19 protein-coding genes and 2 pseudogenes are annotated in these 22,574 nt (G+C 59.6%); 1 reads left to right on the top strand and 20 read right to left on the bottom strand.

The genetic code is table 11. The features are described 5' to 3' along the window. Positions 1-13 precede the first annotated feature (13 nt). On the top strand, positions 14-1,039 hold the full coding sequence (locus RZS32_RS14800; protein ID WP_317057728.1) for a Fe(3+) ABC transporter substrate-binding protein: 1,026 nt from the start codon (positions 14-16) through the stop codon (positions 1,037-1,039). Between the two features lie 54 nt (positions 1,040-1,093). Here the strand turns inward: RZS32_RS14800 and RZS32_RS14795 are convergent, their stop codons facing one another. From RZS32_RS14795 to RZS32_RS14700, 20 genes and pseudogenes are all read right to left on the bottom strand, one after another. Then, on the bottom strand, positions 1,094-2,335 hold the full coding sequence (locus RZS32_RS14795) for a lytic murein transglycosylase (RefSeq protein ID WP_339106694.1): 1,242 nt from the start codon (positions 2,333-2,335) through the stop codon (positions 1,094-1,096). A 59-nt stretch (positions 2,336-2,394) separates the two neighbouring features. Continuing rightward, a pseudogene (recN, locus tag RZS32_RS14790) lies at positions 2,395-4,040 on the bottom strand (DNA repair protein RecN). Positions 4,041-4,061: 21 nt separating this feature from the next. Next, positions 4,062-4,913 (bottom strand): outer membrane protein assembly factor BamD, encoded by an 852-nt coding sequence (locus tag RZS32_RS14785; protein WP_317057727.1) that lies wholly within the window; start codon positions 4,911-4,913, stop codon positions 4,062-4,064. Between the two features lie 125 nt (positions 4,914-5,038). Then, entirely contained in the window at positions 5,039-5,962 is a 924-nt protein-coding gene (lpxC, locus tag RZS32_RS14780) for a UDP-3-O-acyl-N-acetylglucosamine deacetylase (RefSeq protein ID WP_339106693.1), read from the bottom strand. A 225-nt stretch (positions 5,963-6,187) separates the two neighbouring features. Further along, complete coding sequence (ftsZ, locus tag RZS32_RS14775) at positions 6,188-7,783, bottom strand: cell division protein FtsZ (RefSeq protein WP_317057725.1); 1,596 nt, start codon at positions 7,781-7,783, stop codon at positions 6,188-6,190. Positions 7,784-7,969: 186 nt separating this feature from the next. Then, positions 7,970-9,304: a cell division protein FtsA gene (gene ftsA / locus RZS32_RS14770; protein WP_317057724.1), complete on the bottom strand. Its 1,335-nt coding sequence runs from the start codon at positions 9,302-9,304 to the stop codon at positions 7,970-7,972. Beyond that, complete coding sequence (locus RZS32_RS14765; protein WP_317057723.1) at positions 9,301-10,185, bottom strand: cell division protein FtsQ/DivIB; 885 nt, start codon at positions 10,183-10,185, stop codon at positions 9,301-9,303. The genes ftsA and RZS32_RS14765 overlap by 4 nt, the downstream gene beginning before the upstream one ends. After that, the gene (locus RZS32_RS14760) at positions 10,173-11,051 is read right to left on the bottom strand and encodes a D-alanine--D-alanine ligase (RefSeq protein ID WP_317057922.1); all 879 of its coding nucleotides are present in this window, start codon (positions 11,049-11,051) and stop codon (positions 10,173-10,175) included. Before RZS32_RS14760 ends, RZS32_RS14765 begins: the two co-directional genes overlap by 13 nt. Before the next feature lie 96 nt (positions 11,052-11,147). Continuing rightward, a complete protein-coding gene (murB, locus tag RZS32_RS14755) occupies positions 11,148-12,083 on the bottom strand; it encodes a UDP-N-acetylmuramate dehydrogenase (RefSeq protein WP_317057722.1) in 936 nt (311 codons plus the stop codon). Then, complete coding sequence (locus RZS32_RS14750) at positions 12,073-12,351, bottom strand: hypothetical protein (protein ID WP_317057721.1); 279 nt, start codon at positions 12,349-12,351, stop codon at positions 12,073-12,075. The genes murB and RZS32_RS14750 overlap by 11 nt, the downstream gene beginning before the upstream one ends. 18 nt (positions 12,352-12,369) lie before the next feature. Further along, positions 12,370-12,633: a DUF2484 family protein gene (locus RZS32_RS14745; protein ID WP_317057921.1), complete on the bottom strand. Its 264-nt coding sequence runs from the start codon at positions 12,631-12,633 to the stop codon at positions 12,370-12,372. A gap of 93 nt (positions 12,634-12,726) precedes the next feature. Continuing rightward, positions 12,727-12,819 (bottom strand): annotated as a pseudogene (locus RZS32_RS14740) (UDP-N-acetylmuramate--alanine ligase); the annotation flags it as partial. Between the two features lie 65 nt (positions 12,820-12,884). Continuing rightward, entirely contained in the window at positions 12,885-14,282 is a 1,398-nt protein-coding gene (gene murC, locus RZS32_RS14735) for a UDP-N-acetylmuramate--L-alanine ligase (RefSeq protein ID WP_317057920.1), read from the bottom strand. A gap of 29 nt (positions 14,283-14,311) precedes the next feature. Then, positions 14,312-15,415, bottom strand: a complete 1,104-nt coding sequence (locus RZS32_RS14730; RefSeq protein ID WP_317057720.1) for a UDP-N-acetylglucosamine--N-acetylmuramyl-(pentapeptide) pyrophosphoryl-undecaprenol N-acetylglucosamine transferase — start codon at positions 15,413-15,415, stop codon at positions 14,312-14,314. Then, positions 15,412-16,578, bottom strand: coding sequence for a putative lipid II flippase FtsW (ftsW, locus tag RZS32_RS14725; protein WP_317057719.1), 1,167 nt, complete (start codon positions 16,576-16,578; stop codon positions 15,412-15,414). The genes RZS32_RS14730 and ftsW overlap by 4 nt, the downstream gene beginning before the upstream one ends. Before the next feature lie 149 nt (positions 16,579-16,727). Further along, positions 16,728-18,125 carry a UDP-N-acetylmuramoyl-L-alanine--D-glutamate ligase gene (murD, locus tag RZS32_RS14720; RefSeq protein ID WP_317057718.1) on the bottom strand — a complete coding sequence of 466 codons (1,398 nt, stop codon included), beginning with the start codon at positions 18,123-18,125 and terminating at the stop codon, positions 16,728-16,730. Continuing rightward, positions 18,122-18,541, bottom strand: coding sequence for an ACT domain-containing protein (locus RZS32_RS14715; protein ID WP_317057717.1), 420 nt, complete (start codon positions 18,539-18,541; stop codon positions 18,122-18,124). The genes murD and RZS32_RS14715 overlap by 4 nt, the downstream gene beginning before the upstream one ends. Next, a complete protein-coding gene (mraY, locus tag RZS32_RS14710) occupies positions 18,541-19,623 on the bottom strand; it encodes a phospho-N-acetylmuramoyl-pentapeptide-transferase (protein WP_317057716.1) in 1,083 nt (360 codons plus the stop codon). The genes RZS32_RS14715 and mraY overlap by 1 nt, the downstream gene beginning before the upstream one ends. Beyond that, positions 19,624-21,066, bottom strand: coding sequence for a UDP-N-acetylmuramoyl-tripeptide--D-alanyl-D-alanine ligase (locus RZS32_RS14705; RefSeq protein WP_317057715.1), 1,443 nt, complete (start codon positions 21,064-21,066; stop codon positions 19,624-19,626). Beyond that, entirely contained in the window at positions 21,063-22,565 is a 1,503-nt protein-coding gene (locus tag RZS32_RS14700) for a UDP-N-acetylmuramoyl-L-alanyl-D-glutamate--2,6-diaminopimelate ligase (protein ID WP_317057714.1), read from the bottom strand. Before RZS32_RS14700 ends, RZS32_RS14705 begins: the two co-directional genes overlap by 4 nt. Between the last annotated feature and the right edge of the window lie 9 nt (positions 22,566-22,574).

Genomic DNA, 22,574 nt, shown 5'->3' with positions numbered 1-22,574 from the left:
AAAGGCCTCTCACATGGCACAAACCACACCTTTCAGAACAGTTTCCGCCCTGGTCCTCGCGACCTGCACCGCCCTTCCCGCCTATGCCGAGGGCGAGCTCAACCTCTACTCCTCGCGCCACTACGACACCGATGAACGGCTCTATTCGGACTTCGAAGAGCAAACCGGCATCACCATCAACCGGATCGAAGGCAAAGGCGATGAGTTGATCCAGCGCATGGCGGCTGAGGGCGAAAACTCTCCGGCAGATATCCTGCTCACCGTTGACACATCGCGGCTGGAACGCGCCAAGTATGCGGGTATTCTGCAATCGGTTGACAGCGCCGTTCTGGAAGAGCGTGTCGCAGGCAACCTGCAGGACAGCGACAACCAGTGGTTCGGGTTCTCACAACGCGGTCGGATCATTTTCTATGACAAAGCAGATGTCAGCGAACCGCCACAAAACTACGCCGATTTGGCGGATCCTAAATACAAAGGCCTGATCTGCATTCGCTCGTCTAGCAACGTCTATAACCAGACCCTTTTGGCCAGCATCATCACCCATGACGGCGCAGAGGCTGCCAAGGCCTGGGCCGAAGGTGTTGTTGCCAACATGGCACGCGACCCCCAAGGTGGCGATACCGATCAGCTTCGCGGCGTTGTCTCGGGTGAATGCGAGATTGCCGTATCGAACACCTATTATTTCGCACGGTCGCTGCGCAAAGATGTGGATGGGCTCTCTGGCTCCACCGACATGCTGGGCTGGGTCTTCCCCAACCAAAGCGATCGCGGCACGCATATGAACCTCTCTGGCGGCGGCGTGGCGGCTCATGCGCCCAACAAGGAGAACGCCATCAAGTTCCTGGAATACCTCGCCAGCGACAGCGCGCAGCAGTATTTCTCGGCCGGCAATGACGAATTCCCGGCTGTGAAAGAGGTGCCATTGGCGGACAGCGTGGCGGCGATGGGCGAGTTCAAGGCCGATGAGGTCAGCCTGTCGGACGTGGCCAAGAACCTGCCCGAGGCGCAGAAGATCTTTAACGCGGTTGGCTGGCAGTAAACACCAAAAAACATTCTGAGAGGGGCCGGAAAATTTGAAATTTTCCGGCCTCGCTTATTTCACAAGAAGCGCTTTCATTTGTGCCTCGGGAAAACAGGTCGGCGCCTGACCTGTCGCCTCTTGCCAGCGGCCAATCGAGCGGCGGGTTTTGAACCCCGGAAGGCCATCGACCCCGCCCACATCATGCCCCATCTCGACCAAGGCGGCCTGCATCGCGGCGACATCCGAACGGTAGAGCCCGCCGACCTTGCCCCAGGGCGCGCCAAAATCTCCCACGCCAAATTGAATGCGGTCACCGACATGACCCACGAAAAGTGCGTAGAGATCGCTCGTGTTGTAGTCCTTCAGCACATAGAAATTCGGCGTCACGATAAAAGCCGGTCCATTGCGCCCGGCGGGCATCATCAGGAACCCCTCACCTTTCTTCTCGTGCTCGGGGAAGGGTCTGCCTGAAACGCGGGTGATGCCCATGGCCTCCCAGTCTGAAATGCGCCGCCCCTGATCAGGACCTTCCAAAGCGCAGGACACCGACGCAGGCACGCGTACCTCAAATCCCCAGTCACGCCCTTTGACCCAGCCATGCTCCGCCAGATAGCGCGCGATGGAGGCAATCGTATCCGCCTCAGAGCGCCAGATATCGGCTTTGCCATCGCCATTCCCGTCGGCTGCGTATTTCAGAAAGTTCGATGGCATGAATTGCGGCTGGCCCAGCGCCCCGGCCCAACTGCTGCGCAGACGCACGCCCCCGGCATGGCCCGCCTCTGCAACCTGCAGCGCGGCAAGAAGCTCACCCCGGAAATAGTCAGCACGGCGGCTCATGAACCCCTTGGTGCCCAGCACCTCAAAGGCATTGTGCGGGATGTCCACGCGGCCATAGCCGCTTTCTCGGCCCCAAATCCCCAGAATGATGCGCCCCGGCACGCCGGTTTTACGTTCCACACGTGCCAGCGTGTCCGCATGCGTGCGCGCCATCTGACGGCCCACCGAGCTCGCGCCGTCCACGCTGCCGCGATTGAAATAGCGCCCCGGACTGCCAAATTCTGCCTGACGCTGCTGCTTCGGCGTCTTGGCCGTCTGTCCCGGGATCACCAGATCGGGCAGATCCCAGTTGAGCCGCACACCCTTGAACGCTTGCTCAAATGTGGTGCGTGACACGCCGCGTGCACTGGCCTCAGGCCAGATATCCTGCTTCAACCAAGCTTGATACTGCGCCTCAATTTCGGCACGGCTTTGTGCCGTAGAAAACCCTGCGGAAAGGCTCAGGAAACATATGAAGTAAAGAAAAAAGGAGCGCATGACCCTGCTCTGGACGCTTTTGGGATACTCTATCAGTCAGGAGCCCGGGGGCAAACGCCTCATCCGGCCATGAGCGCTTCTGCCGCTGCCCGCGCCTCTGGAGTGATCTTGTCGCCAGACAGCATGCGTCCGATTTCATCCACGCGCGCATCGTTCTTGAGCGGTGTCACGGTTGACAGCGTGGCCTCACCTTCAACGCGCTTTTCCACCCGCCAGTGGTGCGCGCCGCGCGCAGCCACTTGCGGAGAATGCGTCACGACCAGAACCTGACCATCCTCGGCCAGTTGCGCCAGACGCCGCCCAACCGCATCGGCGGTCGCACCGCCCACACCCCGATCAATCTCGTCAAAGATCATGGTCAAACCCGATTGCCCTTCCGTCAGGCAGACCTTCAATGCCAGAAGAAAGCGGCTCAGTTCACCACCCGACGCAATCTTTCCCAGAGGCCCCGACGGTGCGCCCGGGTTGGTCGCCACGGTAAAGGTCACGGTGTCGGTTCCGCTTTCGCCGGGATCGGCGGCGTCGATTTGCGTGGCAAATATCGCGCGTTCCATCTTGAGCGGTGCAAGTTCGGCCATAACAGCCGAATCCAAAGCCTTGGCGGCCTCAGCGCGCGCCTTGCTCAAAGTACCTGCATATTTTTCATACGTCTTATCAGCCTCTTCCGCCGCTTTCTTCAAGTCGGCAAGATCGGCATCTCCCTGATCCAGAGCCGCAAGCTGCACACGCAGGCGTTCTGCAAATTCCGCCAGATCATCGGGGGCCACATCATGTTTGCGCGCCTGTGCGCGGATGGCAAAGAGGCGCTCCTCGGCCTCTTCCAACTCCAGCGGGTTAAAGCTGAGCGCCTCCAGGCAGCGGGTCACACCGCTGGCAGCCTCATCCAGCTCGGCCAGGGCCCGCCCCAAAGCTGCAATGGGCGCATCAAGCTGCCCTTCGGCACGGTCAGCAACGCCTTCGAGCCAACGAAGCGCCTCACCCGCCGCGTTTTCGGCCCCGTCACTGATCGTGCTGCTGGCGCGCGCAATGTCTTCGCGAATGCGTTCCGCTTGTTGCATCAGGCGGCGGCGCGCATCAAGGTCGGCCTCCTCCCCGGCTTGGGGGCCAGCGCATCAAGCTCAGCCACCGCATGACGCAGGAAATCCTCTTCACCGCGTACTTTCTCCAGCGCCGCCTCAGCTTCGGCCAGCGCCTTATACGCCTCAGCGCGCGCCCGCCAAGCGAGTCGCACAGCCTCTCGCGGCGCCTCCAGCTCTCCAAAAGCATCAAGCAGGTCGCGATGGCCTCGCGGGTTGAGCAATCCACGGTCATCATGTTGCCCGTGCAACTCCACCAGACACTCCGACAGGGCGCGCAGCACCTCACCCGAACAGCGCCGGTCATTGACCCAAGCTGTTTTGCGCCCTTCAGCGGTGTTAACCCGTCGCAGAATCAGCGTGTCGTCCGACGGGATACCCGCCTCTTGGAGCACCGTATGGGCAGGATGATCCGGGGACAGGTCAAACTCAGCCAGCACTTCCCCCTGCTCGGCCCCTTGCCGCACGAGATCCGCCCGCCCACGCCAGCCCAGCACAAACCCGAGCGAATCAAGCAAGATCGACTTGCCCGCGCCGGTTTCACCGGTCAGCACATTGAGGCCCGGCTGAAAGTTCAACTCCAGCCGGTCAATGATGAGGATGTCGCGAATTTCAAGCGCGCGCAGCATAGAGCGCCCCTTGCCCGCCGATCAGAGCCAGCGGCCCTGGATCATTTGACGATAAACCTGACGCAACCAGTTGTCGCCCGACGCCTCCAGCGTCAGACCGCGACCTGTCAGCAGAGCATAGCTGTCTTCATACCACTCGGTTGCCTGGAAGTTATGGCCAAGAATAGCTCCGGCCGTGCGGGCCTCATCGGTCAAACCCAGTGACAGGTATGCCTCAACCAGTCGGTGCAGTGCCTCGGCGGTGTGGGTCGTGGTTTGGAAATCCTCGACAACCACACGGAACCGGTTGATCGCCGCCGTAAAGTGATCACGGCGCAGATAATAACGCCCAATCTCCATTTCCTTGGCCGCGAGATGGTTAAAGGCGAGGTCAAACTTGAGAATCGCCGAGCTGGCATATTCGCTGTCAGGGTAACGCTCAATCACTTCGCGCAGGCTCTGCAGCGCCTGAAACGTCAGGCCCTGATCGCGGCCGACTTCGTCGATCTGATCATAGTAGCTCAGCGCCAAAAGATATTGCGCATAGGCCGCATCGCCATCGGCAGGATAGACATCGATATACCGCTGCGCAGCGGCGCGGCTGCTTTCGTAGTTTTCATCTTTATGATGCGCAAAGGCCTGCATAATTACGGCGCGCTTGGCCCATTCGGAAAAGGGATAGAGCCTTTCCACTTCGGCAAATAGCGTGGCCGCCTGGTCATGACGTCCCCGCGCCAGATCGAATTCGGCACGGCCATAGATCTGTTCTGCGGTAAAGTTCTCGTAGTCAATCTGACCACGCTCAATCCGACCGTTGACGCCACTACAACCCATCAGGATTGCTGCACTCACCACCAGGGGCGCCAACCAAATCCGCGATTTGCCGCCAGTCATGCTTGCACGTTCCCTTTAGTAACCCACGCTCCGCAGGAATTTCGTCCTACCCTTTGGCGTCCTAGCATATAATTTTCCGGTGCAAAACGTCTTTGGCACATTTGCGTTTCACAAGTGATGTGAAGTCACGCAACCTCCGGGATTTCCCCCCAGTGGACACCTGCGCCGGGCAAGCGTGCCGCCATGGCCGCGTCGCATGTTACGACCTCAAAGGCCTCCGGATCAGCGAAAAGTGCGCGCAGAAGATCATTGGTCAATGCATGACCAGCGCGCTCCCCCTGATAATACCCCAGAATTGGAAGGCCGGCCAAAGCCAGATCGCCCAAGGCATCCAGCATCTTGTGGCGCACAGGCTCATCCGGCTGACGCAAGCCCCCGGGGCTGACGACCCGATTTCCGTCAAACACAACTGCATTCTCGCCAGAGCTTCCACCCAACGCCAGACCATTGGCCTGCATCGCATCAACATCCGCCTGACGACAGAATGTACGCGAGGTCGACAACTCACGTATGAAGCTGCCATTGGCCATGTTGAGCACCTTGCTTTGTGCCCCAATGGCCGAATCTTCAAACTCAATTTTGAATTCAATAGTCAGGGTATCGTTCGGCAACAGCCGCGCCAACGCATCACCGCGACGGACTTCAACCGGTTTGAGCACACGAAATGCTTTGATCGGAGCATCAAGCGGAAGCACACCAGCGGCAAGAATGCCCTGAACAAACTTTGCTGAGCTGCCATCGAGGATCGGCACTTCGGGGCCCGACACTTCGATCAGCGCGTTGTGAACACCACAGCCACACAAGGCTGCCATGATATGTTCGATGGTCGACACGGTGATACCGGCATCATTCTGCAGACATGTGCAGAGTGGCGATTGTTTCACCTTGTCCCAAGTTGCAGGGAGATCTTGTTGGTCAGCAGATACATCCATGCGGCGGAAAACGATACCATGATCGGCGCCCGCAGAGCGAATCGTCACTGAGCACGGCTCACCCGAATGCAAGCCGACGCCCGCAAACGTCGCTGGAATGTTGATCGTTGTCTGCACGACAAACCTCTGTCCCACACCCTCGACTTGAAGGCACTTGTTGTGTATGTGCAGCTGCGGCATTGCTCAATTCACTCTTTGCAACGTGTTGAAACATGCCTTGGCGTCATCGCGGCAAGATTTCGCCGAGTCAGCTTTTTTTACCGTCAGTGCATTGTTTTTAAACCAAAAACGGGCCGCGATATGCAGCCCGCTTTTAGAAAAACTTGTCCTTTTGACCAAGCGTCAATTCGCCTGCCGACGTAGGAACGCAGGGATTTCGATCTGGTCTTCCTCTTCCGCACGCGGTTCAGGCGCGGTTTGGGTCGACTGAACCGGCGGCTGCTGGCGTGCCTGGCGCGGCATTTCCGGTGCGCTTTCCGCAGCGTGTCCTGTCATGCGATTGATCAATGAATTGATCCCAAAGCGAGGTTTCTCTGCCGGCATCTCAGCCGCAGGCATGGGGGCTGCCGGCGGTGTTGCCGCAAGCGAGGCTGCCGGAGCACGCTGCACAGCCGCTTGCAGGCGGGCCATCGCTTCAGGCGAAGGCGTGCCAGCCGCTGGGGCGCGAGGTGCCACGAATTCTTCGCTTGGAGTTTCTTCCGCAAACACAGGCTGCTCGGGCGCAGGTGTGTAGGCCGGAGGAGGCAAGCCGTCATCAGCCGTTGCAGGTGATGGCTCAAAAATGTCTTCCATCTGGTCCTCTGCCGCAGCGCGCTGCGCATCAAAACCCTGGAAAAGGTTTGGCTCTTCCACTGCGGCAGCTACCTCGGCCTGAGGGGCCTCTACTGCTTCGCTCGCTGCAATCGTTGCTGCTGGCGTCAAAGGTTCCGCCATCGAACGACGCGGAACCGGAATGTCAGAGTGATCCACCGTCGCATCAATGCCCGTGGCCACGACTGATACCCGCATGAGGCCGTCCATGCTCGGATCAAGAGTAGAGCCAACAATGATATTGGCATCGGCATCCACTTCTTCGCGGATCCGGTTCGCCGCCTCATCGAGTTCGAAGAGCGTCAGGTCATGACCGCCGGTGATATTAATAAGGACACCTTTGGCTCCGCGCAGGCTGATCTCGTCCAGAAGCGGGTTGGCGATCGCTTTCTCTGCGGCTTGCACGGCACGCTCTTCGCCAGCGTCCTCGCCGGTGCCCATCATGGCCTTACCCATCTCATCCATCACCGCGCGGACGTCGGCAAAGTCAAGATTGATCAGACCCGGACGCACCATCAGGTCCGTCACGCCTTTGACGCCCTGATAGAGAACATCATCGGCTAGGCTGAACGCTTCGGTGAACGTTGTCTTTTCGTTGGCCAGGCGGAACAGGTTTTGATTGGGGATGATGATCAGCGTGTCGACCATCTTTTGGAGCTGCTCCACGCCTTCCTCAGCCTGACGCATGCGCTTTGCGCCCTCAAATTGGAAAGGTTTTGTTACAACACCGACAGTTAGCACACCAAGTTCACGTGCTGCCTGAGCAATGATAGGCGCCGCTCCTGTACCTGTGCCGCCACCCATGCCAGCGGTAATAAAGCACATATGCGCCCCCGCCAGATGATCGACGATCTGTTCAATGTTTTCCTCAGCAGCGGCAGCACCCACGGTCGCTTTCGCCCCCGCGCCCAGCCCTTCGGTCACTTTGACACCCAGCTGAATACGCGCATCGGCATTTGATTGCGACAGAGCCTGCGCGTCAGTGTTCGCCACGACGAAATCCACGCCTTCAAGCGCCTTTTCGATCATGTTGTTCACGGCGTTTCCGCCTGCGCCACCAACGCCAAATACGGTGATCCTTGGTTTCAGGTCATTGTCCTGACCTGGCATGCTGAGATGTAATGTCATTGCTCCGTCCGCTTTCTGAATGCCTGTTTTCCGGTTCTGCAAATGGCAGCCCCGACTCCGCCAATCTGCCGCGATACTACATTTGGTTAACGTCTACGTCACCCTAAAAACACAAAAATGACACAAAATCTGGTGGAAAACTTATCCACAGCCGCGGGATTTCGCCGAAACCTCCAGATATTGCGGTTACCAGTTGTCCTTGAACCATTTTACGGCTCGCTTGAGGGACCGCGCCGGGTAGCGATCCACAGGAATTTCAAAATCCCACCACTCATCCTGGGGATTCGCAGCGAAGAGGCACATGCCCACAGCACTGGCGAATCCCGCGCCGGTGGCCGCCTGCGGCAAGCCATGCACGCGCAATGGTCGACCGAGTCGCACTTGCTGGCCAAGGATGCGCGTGGCGAGACCGTCGAGCCCTGGGATCTGGCTGCCGCCACCGGTCAGCACGATTTGCTGGCTGGGAAGATGCTGGAACCCTGCAGCATCCAGCCGCGCCCGCACCTCTTCAAGAATCTCCTCCACGCGGGGTCGCATGATGCCAATCAGCTCTGCACGGCTCACGGTACGACGGTCATGCTCCCAATCGCCGGTTTCACCGCCGATCTCGATCATCTCGCGGTCATCCATGCCGGTGGCCACCACGCCGCCATAAAAGGTCTTGATTCGCTCCGCGGTCGCCTGAGGCACCTGCAGGCCCATTGAGATATCGCCCGTCACATGCTCGCCGCCAATGCGCACACTGTCGGAATAGATCATGTGTTTCTTCATGAAGATCGACACGCCTGCACTGCCACCGCCAAGATCGATGCAAGCGGCACCAAGTTCCTGTTCGTCTTCGACCAGCGCTGAAATGCCCGAGACATAGGCCGAGCTGGCCAGCCCCGCGAGTTCGAGATCGCAGCGTTTGATACAATGCGCCAGGTTCTGCACCGCCGCGCCGTCAACGGTCAGCATGTGCATGTCCACAGCAAGATCCTGTCCCAACTGCCCTCTTGGGTCGATGAGGCCAGAACGATGATCCAACGCAAAATTCACCGGCTGCGCATGCAGCACTTCGCGCCCTTCGCCATAGTCCGGCACGTCACAGGCCGAAAGAACGCGGCTGATATCCTGTTCTGACACCATCGTGTCTTCAATCGAGACCTGCCCGGCCAGCCCATAGCTGCGCGGTGACGCGCCCGAGAAACAGGCAATCACGTGATCCACGCGGATATTGGCCATCTTCTGCGCCGCCTGAAGCGCCGTGCGAATGGCGCGCTCGGTCTCGCCCATCGTGGCGACCTCGCCATAGCGCACCCCACGCGACCGCGTGGTCGCAGCACCGATGACACGGAACCCTGCCTGCCCTGCCAGCGCGCCGACACCCTCGGCCTCATGCAACCGGTCTGATCCATCAAAGCGCAGCACAAGACAGGCGATTTTGGACGTTCCCACATCCAGCACCGCCACAACACCGCGCTGCATCGCTGCCCGGCGCATGTTCCGCATAGCCCGCTGTGAATCGTATAGTTCAATCATTCTGCGTTTATCCCCAAGTTCAGGCTTTTGGCCTGCCACCAGTCTTCTGTTGCCGTTGTGTTCATCCGAAGTGTGGGCCGCGCATTCAGACGCATGTCGACCGCCACCAGATCGCGCGACAGCATGTCCTGCACATCGTCCAGCACGATCACCCGCTCCAAGGCGCGCACAGGTGCGGCCTCAGGCAACAGGACGCGTTGACCGCCATCCAGCACCACGTCCCAGCGGCGTTCACCAATCCGCACCAACCCGCGCAACCGGTGCCCCAAAGGGCGCGCAGCCTGGATCAACGCCAGGGCCTCGGGCACATGGCGGTCGGCCCCCTGCCCAGCAATGACCGGTAAGTCAGCGCGCGCAGCTCTAGAATCTACCTCACCGATAAGAATGCCTTCTGCATCAACCAAGCCCAGCCCGTCGCGTGTGCGCCAGATCACAACCGGCACACGTTCAGACACCTCGGCCACCATCACACCGCCCTGTCGGATGCGCACATGGGCATCCGCTACGCCCGACAAACCCACGATCATCTCGCGCACAGCCTCTAGATCAATGTCAAAAGAGCTGGACGGCAGATCATGCGGGAAAATCTCTCGGATATCGTCTTCGATGTCGCGACTTGCCCCTTCGATCGCCAGAAGGTTGACCATGAATTCCGGTCGCGTCTCAATCTGCTCACGCATGTCGGTGTAGGCCTGCGCAATCGCTTCACGGCGCTCAGGTTGGGCCAGGTAAGCGGCCGCAAGCCCAAGACAGATGCCCAAAGGCAGACCGACAAACAGCATGTTACGGAAAAGCGGCGTCAGCATCAGGCGCTGATACCGATAAGACCAGCGTGACGGCGCGGGATCGAGGCGCAGCTTGGGTCGCTTCACCTGTCGCATGATGCGTCCTCCACAAGCCATTTGCATAAGTCGGGGAAAGAAATGCCCGCCACCTGCGCCTGTTCCGGGCTCAGCGACGTAGGCGTCATGCCAGGTTGCGTGTTGGTCTCAAGCAGGATTAGACCATCCAGCCCCCGTGTTTCGTCCCAGCGGAAATCCGTCCGGCTCAGCCCACGACAGCCCAACGCGGCATGGGCACGCAAAGCGTAGTCTTCGCAGGCGGCTGCAATCTCATCCGGGACCTTTGCAGGCACTTCATGGCGTGAGCCACCTTCCTTGTATTTGGCGTCATAATCGTACCAGCCCTCAGTGATGATGTCGGTCACACCCAAGGCCCGATCGCCCATCACGGAGGTGGTCAGCTCACGCCCCGGCACAAAGGCCTCAACCATGACTTCACCCGGCATATCATCGTCAAGCTGCGGCGGGCCGTTGGCCTCTTCATGCACCAGATAAACGCCAACCGAAGAGCCTTCATTGTTGGGTTTGACCACATAAGGCGGGGCCATCACATGGCGCGCACGCACCTTATCACGTGGCGCAATCACGCTCTCAACAACCGGCAAGCCCACTGCGCGGTACGCCTCTTTGCTTTTCTGCTTGTCCATGGCCAGTGACGAGGCCAGCACACCGGAATGGGTGTACGGGATGCGCATCCACTCAAGGATGCCCTGCACGCAACCATCCTCACCCCAGCGACCATGCAAGGCGTTGAACACAACATCAGGAGAAATCTCGGCAAGACGCGCAGGGAGATCGCGGCCTGCATCGACCTCGACCACCGTGTATCCTGCGTCCCGAAGTGCCGCGGCGCACTCTTTGCCTGTGGACAGCGACACCTCGCGCTCAGCCGAGGGGCCGCCCATAATCACCGCAACAGTCGGGGTGTTTCCGCTCGAAGAAACCACCGTACTGCCTCAAATATTCGGACTGTTTTCAGCCCTTGTTTTGTTGGGTCCGCCTCAAGTGCCGGACGGGGCCGTTTCGCCGACCCTCATGATTTCCCAATGTAACTCTATTCCACTGGATTCGAAAACCCTTTTTCGCACTTCTTCGCCCAATCCCTCGAGATCGGCGGCTGTGGCGTTTCCGGTGTTGACCAGAAAGTTGGGATGTTTGGGGCTCATCTGCGCGCCACCGCGCATGGCCCCCCGCATTCCTGCCTCGTCAATCACCTTCCAGGCTTTGAGATCATGCGTGTCATCTGCCTGCCCGGTGCTGGAAAATCCAGCCGGGTTACGAAAGGTCGATCCGGCCGTACGGTCCTTTGTGGGTTGGGTTTCATCGCGTTTTTTTAGCTGTGCCTCCATACGGTCGGCAAGCTCTTGCGGATCGCTCTTGCGACCTTCGAACGTTGCCTGCGTGATCACCCAGCCCTCGGGCAGATCAGTTTGGCGGTACCGGAAATTCAGGTCGTCGGCAGTCAGCGTCACAACCTCGCCTGCGCGTGTCACAGCACGCGCACTGACAAAATGATCGGCAACATATGACCCATAGCAGCCGGCATTCATGCGCACGGCTCCGCCGATGGCGCCGGGAATGGTGCGCAGGAAGGTCAGGTCGACACCTGCCTCGGCCGCACGTTTGGCAACATGCGCATCAAGCACGGCCACTCCGGCGGTGACCCGCGTGCCGTCAATCTCTATGGCATTGAAGCCGCGCCCGAGGCGGATCACAACGGCCCGAAGACCGCCATCGCGGACAATCAGGTTTGATCCCACCCCCATCGGAAAAACAGGAACGGCAGGATCAAGCTCTCTCAGAAACGCCGCAAGATCATCCTCGTCAGCCGGTTGAAACAGCCAGTCCGCAGGCCCTCCGACACGCAGCCAGGTCAATTCGGCCAGGCTGCGATCTGGTGTCAGCTTACCGCGTGGTGTGGGGAGATCAGCCGTCATTGCGCCGCCATTTCCACCAGCCAAACGCCGCACCTGCCAGTGTTCCAGCAAGCGCAGGTCCAAAGACAAAAGCCGATAGGACCATGTTGTCGATGGCTTCGAAACTGGGGGCATTTGAGGCTGCGTTGTTCACGACAAGTCCGATCAAACACCCCACCCCCATCAGCCCCGCAATCCAGCCTCTCCTATGACGGATGGACAAAGCGCTGATCACAGCAGGCAGCAAAACGCCCACAGCGATGGCAAGAACAAGGCCAACAATAACCAATGTCTTTCTCCCGAACCGCTACGATTGTTCTTTGCCACGTCCCAGCATGCGTCTCCCCCAACGTCCCAGATAAACAACCGGCCAGCGCAAGAGGCTCATACCCGCGGCGAGAACGAACAACCCGACCCAAGGTCCATTTTGATACACCACATAGCCCAAAAGCGGGATACCGATGCCGATCAGCACATAGGCGCGAAACCACAGGTTATCCTTGCTTGGGATCATGGCCAAAACGTTGGCCGCAATGGCCCAGAGGCAGGCGAGGATCAATGAAAGGTTCACTTTGGCACCTCCGGCTTTTGCCCCAAAGCGCGTTTCCAAAAAATAGCGCAGCGGATTGCGAAACATGGAGAGAAAGGCGAAAAGCGCCAGCACGCCCACCAAAAGCCCAAAATCACGGCCAATCATGTAGATGAGAACTGGCGCCGCCAACAATAGCGCAATGCCCGGAGCGTATTGGTACTGCATGGGCAGAAACGCCACGATGGTCGCAGCGATCACCCAGAGACCGGATATGACCAAAAGCGACAAAGCTACGCCTTCAACCGCTCTGGCAACCCGTTGGCCCAGGCGCTGATCGTACCGGCCCCAAGGCACACCACCATGTCGCCGGGTTTTGCCTGCTCCCGCACCAGCCGTTCCAGATCATCTTCGCCCAGAATAGCGCGGGCATGACGATGACCGTGTCGGATAAGCCCCTCGACCAAATCATCCCGGCTTGCGCCCTCAATGGGGTCTTCACCTGCGGCAAACACCTCGGCAATAGCCACAACATCAGCGTCATTAAAGCACGCGCAAAAATCGTCAAACAGGCCTGAGAGCCGCGTGAACCGGTGCGGCTGATGCACGGCGATAATACGCCCTTCTGTGGCTTGGCGTGCTGCTTTCAATACGGCGGCGATTTCCACCGGGTGGTGGCCATAATCGTCGATGATGGTCACGCCATTCACCTCACCCACGCGCGTAAAGCGGCGGTTCACCCCTCCGAACGCCGCAAGTGCTTCGCGGATTTCCTCAAGCTTCATGCCAAGCGCACGCGCCACAGCCACCGCCGACAGCGCATTTGACACGTTGTGATCTCCCGGCATCGGCAAGCTGCAGCCTTCGATCACTTTATCCTCGGCCTGCAGTGCCACGTCAAAATGCGCCACACCGGCCTTATAGGTCAGGTTCATCGCCCGCACATCGGCCTGCGCATTAAACCCGAACGTCACCACGCGCCGGTCGCTGATCTTGCCCACAAGTGTCTGCACATCCGGATCATCGGTACAGCAGATCGCCAGACCGTAGAACGGGATGTTCGAGACAAAATCGAGGAAACCCTGATGCAGGTTTTCCTCAGTGCCCCAATGCTCCATGTGTTCCGGGTCGATATTGGTGACAATCGCAATGGTCGCGGGCAGACGGTTAAAGGTCCCGTCGCTTTCATCGGCCTCCACCACCATCCATTCGCCCTGCCCCACACGCGCGTTGGAATCGTAGGCATGGATGATGCCGCCATTGATCACCGTAGGGTCGAATTTACCGTGGTCCAGCACTGCGGCGACCATGGTCGTAGTGGTTGTCTTACCATGGGTCCCCGCGACCGCGACGTTGGATTTGAGCCGCATCAACTCAGCAAGCATCTCGGCACGCCGCACCACTGGCAGACCGCGTTTGCGCGCTTCATCAAGTTCTGCATTGCCCGGCTTGATGGCACTTGAGATGACCACGACTTCGGCATTTTCGAGGTTCTCAGCCACCTGACCTTCGAAGATCGTGGCCCCCTGTGCCTCCAGCCTGTCTGTGATCTTGGAGCGTTTGAGGTCTGAGCCCTGCACGGTATAGCCGTGGTTCAGGAGCACTTCGGCGATGCCCGACATGCCTATGCCGCCGATGCCCACAAAGTGGATCGGCCCCACATCGCCCGGAAGCTTGGTGGCTGCGTTCATCGGTTTGGCTCCTTCAAGTGAAAGGTCCCTCATGTCGTTCTGCTCCTGGCAAGTTCTTCTACCATATCCGCCAGGTGCTGCGGCGCGTCCGGCATAGCCACGCTCAACGCGGCCTGTGACATCTGCAACGCGCCCTCGGGTGAGTTCAGCACCGTGGCTATCTGCTCTGAAACCGTGTCGATGTCCAGCCGCGATTCAGGGATCACAATGGCAGCCCCTGCCCCGGACAACCCTTTGGCATTGGCGGTTTGATGATCATCTGCGGCCGCCGCGTAGGGGATCAGGATCGAGGGTCGGCCAATCACCGAAATGTCGGCCACCGAAGAGGCCCCCGCCCGGCTGATCACCAGTTGCGCTTCTGACATGCGGTTGGGCAAATCGCGAAAGAACGGCTCGACATCGGCATTGATGCCCTGATCGGCGTAAAACTGGGCCACGCGCGCCTGATCCTCATCTCGCGCCTGATGGCTCACGCGGATGTTGCGCAGCATGTCCGACGGCAGCGCGGCAAGCGCTGGCGGGATCACGTCACTCAGGATACGCGCGCCCTGACTGCCACCGATCACAAGGATCGACATCGGATAGTCTCCCGGAGGAATATAGCCCGCCGCCGCGCGCTCTAGCACCGCAAGCCGCACAGGGTTGCCGACATGCACCGCCTCTGCGCCGTCCGGCAAGGTCGTGGGCCACACTCCACAAGCCACACGGTCAACCCTTTTGGCAAAAAGCCGGTTCACCCGCCCCGGCACACCATTGGCCTCGTGGATCATCCGCGGCAGACGCAGGATCGTGGCCGCACTCAGCGCGGGGATCGTGGGGTAGCCGCCGAACCCCACCACCACATCGGGCTTCACCCGCGCCATACGCAGCGTCGCACCCATCACACCACCCGCAATATGCAGCGGTGCCAGAATTTTGTTGACCAAACCGCCCCGCGCGAAGGTGGCGGAAGACACCTGTTCCACCTCAGTGCTATGAGGAAAGCCGCCCGTGTACCTCGCGCCGCGCGCATCGGTCGAGAGCCGCACGCGCCAGCCCCGGCGCAGCATCACCTCGGCCAGCGATTGCGCGGGAAACATATGCCCGCCGGTGCCGCCTGCAGCGATCACCAACAGAGGCTGTTTGTCACTCACCGGACCCGTCCGCGCAGAATATCGTTGATTTCACCCTGAGGGCGCGCGCGGGTGAAGGCAAAGAGCATGCCCACGGCTATCCCCATCGCCACCAGCGAAGAGCCACCGTAGCTCACGAATGGCAAGGTCATGCCCTTGGCTGGCAAAAGCCGTACCGCAACGCCCATATTGATCATCGCCTGCACGCCAAGGATCGCCACCAGCCCGGTACCCGCCAGACGAATAAACGTGTCACGCTCCCGCATCAGACGCGTGAGCGACCGCACCACAATAGCCGCGTAGAGCGCGATGATAAACAGAACCAGAACCAAACCATATTCTTCAGCCGCAACCGCAATAATGAAATCAGTATGGGCGTCGGGCAGCGACCATTTGACGGAGCCCTCGCCAACACCAACACCGAACAAGCCACCTTCGCGAATGGCGTTTGTTGCAAACCCAAGCTGCGTATTGGGGTCCACATCCGGGCTTAGGAACCCGTCAATTCGGCGCGCGAAATGCTCTGAATTGGAATAAGCCAGCGTGCCCACGCCGACCACCAGCCCGGCCATGATCACTAACAGCACAATAGGCGCACCAGCCACAAAATACATCACGCCCCAACCAAAAAGCACCAGACAGGCCTGACCAAAGTCAGGTTGCACCGCAAGCATGAAGACAATCAGGATCGTCAGGATAAAACTCATGCGCATGCCTGGGGGGCCGTTGATTTCCTGCCCGGCCGCAATGAGCCAGGCAGCCACGACCACAAAGCCTGGTTTCAAAAACTCCGAAGGCTGAATTGCCCCAAAGCCAAGGCTATACCAACGCACAGCGCCCTTGCCGAAATCCGTGCCAAAGAAAGGCAGAAACGCCAGCGCCACAAAGGCCGCAATGAACCCAAGAATTGCCAGGCGCCGCACCAGTGACGGGCGCATCATAGAGGTCAGCACCATCGCCAGAAGCGCAATAAAGCCAAAAACGGCTTGCCGTTGCACATAGTGAAAGGGTGCAAACCCGTTTTTTTCGGCCAGCGGCGGCGAGGCGGCGAAGCCAAGAAGCAACCCGACGCCAAAGAGCATCAAAATACAGGACATCGACCACTTGTCGATCGTCCGCCACCATTTTGGAAGAATCGGCTCAACTTCCCGCGCGGGGACCGTGCCATACACCATCTCTGTCATTTAAAACCGCCGAACACTGCCTCAAAACGCCCCTTATGGGGTCTGTTCGGGACAGTTTATCGAATTTTCACGCTTTCGGCCAGTCTTTTTGCACGTCACCGAAGGCGTGTTTCCGCTTCTTTCTTGTCAAAAATACCCAAAAGCTGCGTTCAAAGCCGGGCGCGCAGCTCGGCAATAAAATCCTCACCGCGTTTCTCAAAGCTGTCATATTGATCAAAACTGGCCGCCGCCGGGGCCAGAAGCACCGTATCGCCTGGCTGTGCCTCTTCTATAGCACGCGCTACAGCGCGCGCCATTGTGGTGCAGGTCTCAGCTTCAGTATCACCTAGCTGAAGCGCAAACGCATCCGCCTCACGCCCAATGACATAAGCTTTGGTCACATTCGGCAGCCCCGGTTTCAGCCCGGCAATGCCACCCTCCTTTGCAAGCCCCCCGCAAATCCAGCGGATGTTCTTGAACGCCAGAAGCGCCATAAGGGCCGCGTCGACATTTGTGGCCTTGCTGTCATTAACGAAGGTGACACCGTCTTTCTCGGCCACAATCTGGCTACGGTGCGGCAGACCGGCGAAACTGTGAAAAGCGCCTTCAATTACCCGCGGAGCCAACCCAAGTGCTCGACATGCCGCAAAAGCGGCACAGGCATTTTGGTGATTATGCACCCCAGGCAGGCCTTTGATCGGACGCAGGTCCACCGACGCGGCCTGTCGCCCCTTGCGGTACTCCGACAAGAAACCCTTGCGTGCAAAAACCGACCAACCAGGCCCTTCCAACTTTCCATCAACAGAGACCCGGATCACCCGGTCATCGCCCGGTCCTTCAGAGAGCTGCCCCGCCAAAAAGCGCCCTTCGGACTCATCAACACCAATGATCGCGCGATCTGGTCCGCCCTCGGCAAAAAGCCTACGTTTGGCGGCAAAATATCCGCCAAAGCCGCCGTGGCGGTCCAGATGATCAGGGCTGAGATTGGTAAACACCGCCACATCAGGCGTGAGTGCGCGCGCGAGTTCGGTCTGATAGCTGCTGAGTTCCAGCACCACCACACCGCCATCTTCCGGCGGGTCGATATCCAGCACGCCCCGGCCAATGTTCCCGGCCAGTTGCGCGGTCCGCCCCGCTTCGGTGAGCACATGGTGTATCAGCGCCGATGTCGTCGATTTGCCGTTAGAGCCGGTGACGGCGATCACACGAGGCGCGGTGTCAAACCCGTCCCAATCGCGCGTCGCCAAAGAACGAAAGAAAAGGCCAATGTCGTTGTCCACCGGCACGCCCGCCGCTTGCGCCGCCACGACGGCCTTGTTGGGTGCGGGATAAAGATGCGGAATGCCTGGGCTGACAATCAGTGCCGCAATGCCCTCGTAATCCGATGCACGACCGAGGGGGGCCACATCAAACCCCTCTTCATGCGCCGCTTCGCGTGCACCTGGGTTGTCGTCCCAGCAGATGGGTGTTGCCCCGCCCGCCTTGAGCGCACGCGCCGCCGAGAGCCCCGAGCGACCCAGACCCAGCACGGCCACTTTCTGATCTTTGAAGCCCTGCACTGCAATCATGACGCACCTGCCTGTGCCAGCTCAAGCAAAACATCCATGGCCTGATCCGCCAATTCGGAGGGCACAAAAGCATGGTCATGATGATAGGCCGCCACCATGTTGCAGGGAATATGCGCCCCGGCCAAAGCCGTCGCCACAGCCGCTGTCAGGCCCACGCCATCGAGCGCGGAGTGCACCGACAGCGTGATGCGCGTCATGGGCATCTCAAGCTCAAAGCCCAGATCCCGTGCCGCAACTTCTGGCAGGATCAGCGACTGTCCCTCTTCCTCGGCAAACACGGTCAGGGCATGCGGCACAGCCTTGGCCGCCAAGACCTTATCGTTTGTCGTGCAGAAAAACCAAGTCTCCGGGTCACGCATCGGGGCCATGCCGGCAATCATCGCGGCCGTGTCCTTGATGGGCGCGCCCGACGTCATCAGCGCACCTTCAACGTGGCCAGCCCGATCATCGCGAGAATGAGGGCAATGATCCAGAACCGGATCACGATCTGCGACTCGGCCCAGCCTTTCTTTTCAAAATGGTGGTGGATGGGTGCCATCAGAAACACGCGTTTGCCGGTACGTTTGAAGTAGAGCACCTGAATGATCACACTGAGCGCCTCTACCACAAAAAGCCCGCCTACAATCGCCAGCACCACCTCATGCTTGGAGGCCACAGCAATGGCACCCAAAGCACCACCTAAGGCCAATGAACCGGTATCCCCCATAAAGACCGCCGCAGGCGGGGCGTTGTACCACAAGAAGCCAAGCCCGCCGCCAAAGAGCCCCGCCACAAAGATCAGGATCTCGCCTGTACCCGGCACGTAATGCACGTCTAGATATTCGGTGAAGTCCACACGCCCAACGGCATAGGCAATCACACCCAGCGCGCCCGCCGCAATCATCACCGGCATGATGGCCAGCCCATCAAGCCCATCGGTCAGGTTGACGGCATTGGCCGCACCCACGATGACGAACATTGCAAAGGGAATAAAGAAAAAGCCCAGATTGATCAGCGTGTCTTTGAACACCGGAAGGGCAAGGCGGTATTGCAAGGCCTCGGGATGATACATCGTCGCCCAGTATGACGCGATCGCCGCGATTGCGACACCAAGCGCCAAACGCACCTTTCCCGGAGCGCCCTTCACCGTTTGTTTGGACACCTTGGCATAATCGTCCCAAAAGCCGATCAGACCAAAGGACAGAGTGACAAAAAGCACCAGCCACACAAAAGGATTGTCGAGCCTGGCCCAAAACAATGTCGACGTCAGAAGTGCACCCACAATCAGCAAGCCGCCCATGGTGGGTGTTCCCGACTTGGCGACATGGCTTTCGGGGCCGTCTTCGCGGATCGGCTGGCCCTTGCCCTGCTTGCGGCGCAGCACGTTGATCAGCGGTTTGCCGAACATAAAACCGAAAAAGAGCGCCGTTAGAAAAGCGCCTCCGGCACGGAACGTGATGTATCGAAAGAGGTTGAAGAAATCCCCGCCGTCCGACAGCGCGGTTAACCAATAAAGCATCTACACATCCTCTTCTTCACGCGTCCCACCGCGCGCTGCACGTCTAAGCGCCTCAACCACGAGGCTCACCCGGCTGCCTTTCGAGCCTTTGACCAGGATCACGTCACCTGCGTCAATCAAGCGGGCCGCATTGGGGGCAAGCTCTTCGGCTTCATTCACCCAGCGTCCTCGCTTGCGCTCTGGCAGCGCATCGTAAAGCGCGCGCATCCGTGACCCGACACAATGGACAATGTCAAGCACTTGCATGGCTGGAAGATTGGCCAGATCTGCATGAAGCACTGCCTCATCAGGGCCTAGTTCCAACATGTCTCCCAAAATGGCGATACGACGACCAGCCGCGACGCGCCCGATGTCATCCTCGGGAACCGTTCCCGCCAAAACCGCCAGCGACGCCTCCATTGAGGCAGGGTTTGCGTTGAACGCATCATCAATAAGCGCAATGGTCAGGGTTTCATCCGCGACGTCCAGCATAAGCGTCTCATGCGTGCCGCGCCCCGAGGGCGGATGCCAGCGCCCCAGATCCGACACCGCGACATCGCGGTCCGCACCCATGGCATCCACGGCGGCCAAAACCGCGAGCGCATTGGCGGCGAAGTGCGCGCCGGGTGTGCCGACCTTGAAGAGCACCTGTTCACCCGCAACCTGCGCCTTGGCCACAGTCGACGTGTTATGGATCTGTACGTCCTTAAGCCGCCAATCGAGACCTTCGCTTTCACCAAAAGACACCACAGTACCGGCAAGGCGATCTGCGGTATCACGAAGGATTTTGGCTGTGCTCACATCCCCATTCACAATCGCCGTGCCGCCGGGCTCCAACCCTTCAAAGATCGACGCCTTTTCATGCGCGATGCCTTCGATATTCTCAAACGCCTCAAGATGCGCAGGTGCCACGGTGGTGATGATCGCCACATTTGGACGCGCCATGCGTGATAGAGGTGCAATCTCTCCGGGATGGTTCATGCCGATCTCGATGACGGCGAATTCGGTGTCTACGGGCATCCGCGCCAACGTCAGCGGAACACCCCAATGGTTGTTGTAACTGGCCTCTGCCGCATGCGTCCGTCCCTGCCCGGTCAGTACCGTGCGCAGCATGTCCTTGGTCGAAGTTTTGCCCACCGATCCGGTCACGGCAACAACACGCGCTTCTGTCCGTGCGCGCGCGGCCTGCCCCAAAGCCTCCAGCGCAGGTAAAACATCTTTCACCACCAGAAGCGGCGCCTCGGGGTCCACATCCTTAGGCACATGGCTGACCAGCGCGGCGGCCGCACCCTTGGCAAGCGCTTGCGCAACAAAATCATGCCCGTCGCGCACATCTTTGAGCGCCACGAACAAATCACCAGGCTGCAGCGTGCGCGTATCAATCGAAACGCCTGAGGCCACCCAATCCTGCGTGTTTTCCCCGCCCGTGGCCTCTGCGGCCTCAGATGCGGTCCAGAGGCTCATACGCCCAGCCCGTCGAGTGCGGCGACCGCCACGCTTGCCTGTTCGCAATCATCGAATGGCAGGGTGTCATCGCCGATAACCTGCCCGGTTTCGTGCCCTTTGCCGCAAATCAAAAGCGCATCTCCTGGCCCGAGCGCATCAACACCGCGCAGGATCGCTTCGGCACGGTCCCCGACTTCCATCGCATGATCACTCGCGCCTGCCTCGGTCACACCTTCCATCACAGCTGCCCGGATGACGGCGGGATCTTCTGAGCGTGGGTTGTCATCGGTGACAATCACCTGATCGGCGTGCTCTGCGGCAGCAGCGCCCATCAAGGGGCGCTTGCCCTGATCACGATCTCCACCGGCCCCCACAATCGCCACAAGCCGACCCAGAACATGCGGGCGCAAAGCCTTGAGCGCAGTGGCGACAGCATCGGGCGTATGGGCATAATCGACAAACACTGCCGCCCTATTTTTGCGTGTGGCGGCAAGCTGCATCCGCCCCCGGACAGTGTCCATACGTGGCAAGGTGTTGAACACCAGGTCAGGATCAGCCCCCGCCGCAATCGCAAGCCCGGCGGCCATCAGCACATTGTCCGTTTGAAACCCGCCGATCAGGTTGACCTCGGCCTGATGCACCTGCCCGCGCCAGTCAAAGCGCAGCGTTTGTCCCGTAGGAGAAAAACGCCGGTCCAGAATGCGCAGGTCCGCACCTTCTGCCGACCCGATGCGCATGACATCCTGCCCCCGGCGCTTGGCCACCTCAATCATGTCCGCGCCGCGCGGGTCGTCTATGTTGATGACCGCTGTCCCGTCTTCAGGCAGCACGCGAGAGAAAAGCCCGGCTTTGGCCTCAAAATACGCTTCAAACGTCTTGTGGTAGTCCAGATGGTCCTGGCTGAGATTTGTAAACCCGGCAGCAGACAGCCGCACGCCATCAAGCCTGCGTTGTTCCAATCCATGACTGGACGCTTCCATCGCCGCATGGGTGATGTCATGCATCGCCGCCCCGGCCAGTGCGCGGTGCAGCGTGATCGGCTCAGGCGTGGTATGAGCCAGCGGTGCTTCCCATGCGCCTTCCACACCTGTGGTGCCCAGATTGACCGCCTCCAACCCCAGCGCAATCCAGATCTGCCGGGTGAAATTCGCCACCGAAGTTTTGCCATTGGTGCCCGTCACCGCCACCATGGTCTCAGGCTGTTCTTCGAACCAAAGCGCCGCCGCAAAAGAAAGCGTCTGGCGCGGATCTTCGGCAATGATCAGCGCGGCATCGCTTTCAGCCAGCTCTGCTTCGGCAATGCGCGCGCCTTCGGGGTCCGTCAGGATCGCCCCCGCTCCCATGCGCAACGCGTAGGTAATAAACTCACCGCCATGCACACGACTTCCCGGCAGGGCGGCAAATAGATAGCCCTCTTTCACCTCGCGGCTGTCCACCGCAAGCCCGGTGACGTCCGCACGCCGCCCCTGCTGCGCCGTCAGTCCCAGATCCGCCAAGGATTTTGTCTGCCCCACCACCTCTGTCCA

The sequence above is a fragment of the Roseovarius sp. W115 genome, assembly GCF_032842945.2.
Classification (GTDB): Bacteria; Pseudomonadota; Alphaproteobacteria; order Rhodobacterales; family Rhodobacteraceae; genus Roseovarius; species Roseovarius rhodophyticola.
Note: the sequence above shows the minus strand (reverse complement) of the source record. Positions and strands in the feature narration are given on the sequence as shown.

What these genes read in the sequence shown, in the direction of transcription:
- RZS32_RS14800 (WP_317057728.1), top strand. Translation starts at nt 14, where the DNA reads ATGGCACAAACCACACCTTTCAGAACAGTTTCCGCCCTGGTCCTCGCG.
- RZS32_RS14705 (WP_317057715.1), bottom strand. Translation starts at nt 21,066, where the DNA reads ATGAGCCTCTGGACCGCATCTGAGGCCGCAGAGGCCACGGGCGGGGAA.
- murB (WP_317057722.1), bottom strand. Translation starts at nt 12,083, where the DNA reads ATGACGGCTGATCTCCCCACACCACGCGGTAAGCTGACACCAGATCGC.
- ftsZ (WP_317057725.1), bottom strand. Translation starts at nt 7,783, where the DNA reads ATGACATTACATCTCAGCATGCCAGGTCAGGACAATGACCTGAAACCA.
- RZS32_RS14785 (WP_317057727.1), bottom strand. Translation starts at nt 4,913, where the DNA reads ATGACTGGCGGCAAATCGCGGATTTGGTTGGCGCCCCTGGTGGTGAGT.
- mraY (WP_317057716.1), bottom strand. Translation starts at nt 19,623, where the DNA reads ATGCTTTATTGGTTAACCGCGCTGTCGGACGGCGGGGATTTCTTCAAC.
- RZS32_RS14765 (WP_317057723.1), bottom strand. Translation starts at nt 10,185, where the DNA reads ATGCGACAGGTGAAGCGACCCAAGCTGCGCCTCGATCCCGCGCCGTCA.
- murC (WP_317057920.1), bottom strand. Translation starts at nt 14,282, where the DNA reads ATGAACGCAGCCACCAAGCTTCCGGGCGATGTGGGGCCGATCCACTTT.
- RZS32_RS14715 (WP_317057717.1), bottom strand. Translation starts at nt 18,541, where the DNA reads ATGACGTCGGGCGCGCCCATCAAGGACACGGCCGCGATGATTGCCGGC.
- ftsW (WP_317057719.1), bottom strand. Translation starts at nt 16,578, where the DNA reads ATGACAGAGATGGTGTATGGCACGGTCCCCGCGCGGGAAGTTGAGCCG.
- RZS32_RS14760 (WP_317057922.1), bottom strand. Translation starts at nt 11,051, where the DNA reads ATGGGCGGCCCCTCGGCTGAGCGCGAGGTGTCGCTGTCCACAGGCAAA.
- RZS32_RS14795 (WP_339106694.1), bottom strand. Translation starts at nt 2,335, where the DNA reads ATGCGCTCCTTTTTTCTTTACTTCATATGTTTCCTGAGCCTTTCCGCA.
- ftsA (WP_317057724.1), bottom strand. Translation starts at nt 9,304, where the DNA reads ATGATTGAACTATACGATTCACAGCGGGCTATGCGGAACATGCGCCGG.
- murD (WP_317057718.1), bottom strand. Translation starts at nt 18,125, where the DNA reads ATGATTGCAGTGCAGGGCTTCAAAGATCAGAAAGTGGCCGTGCTGGGT.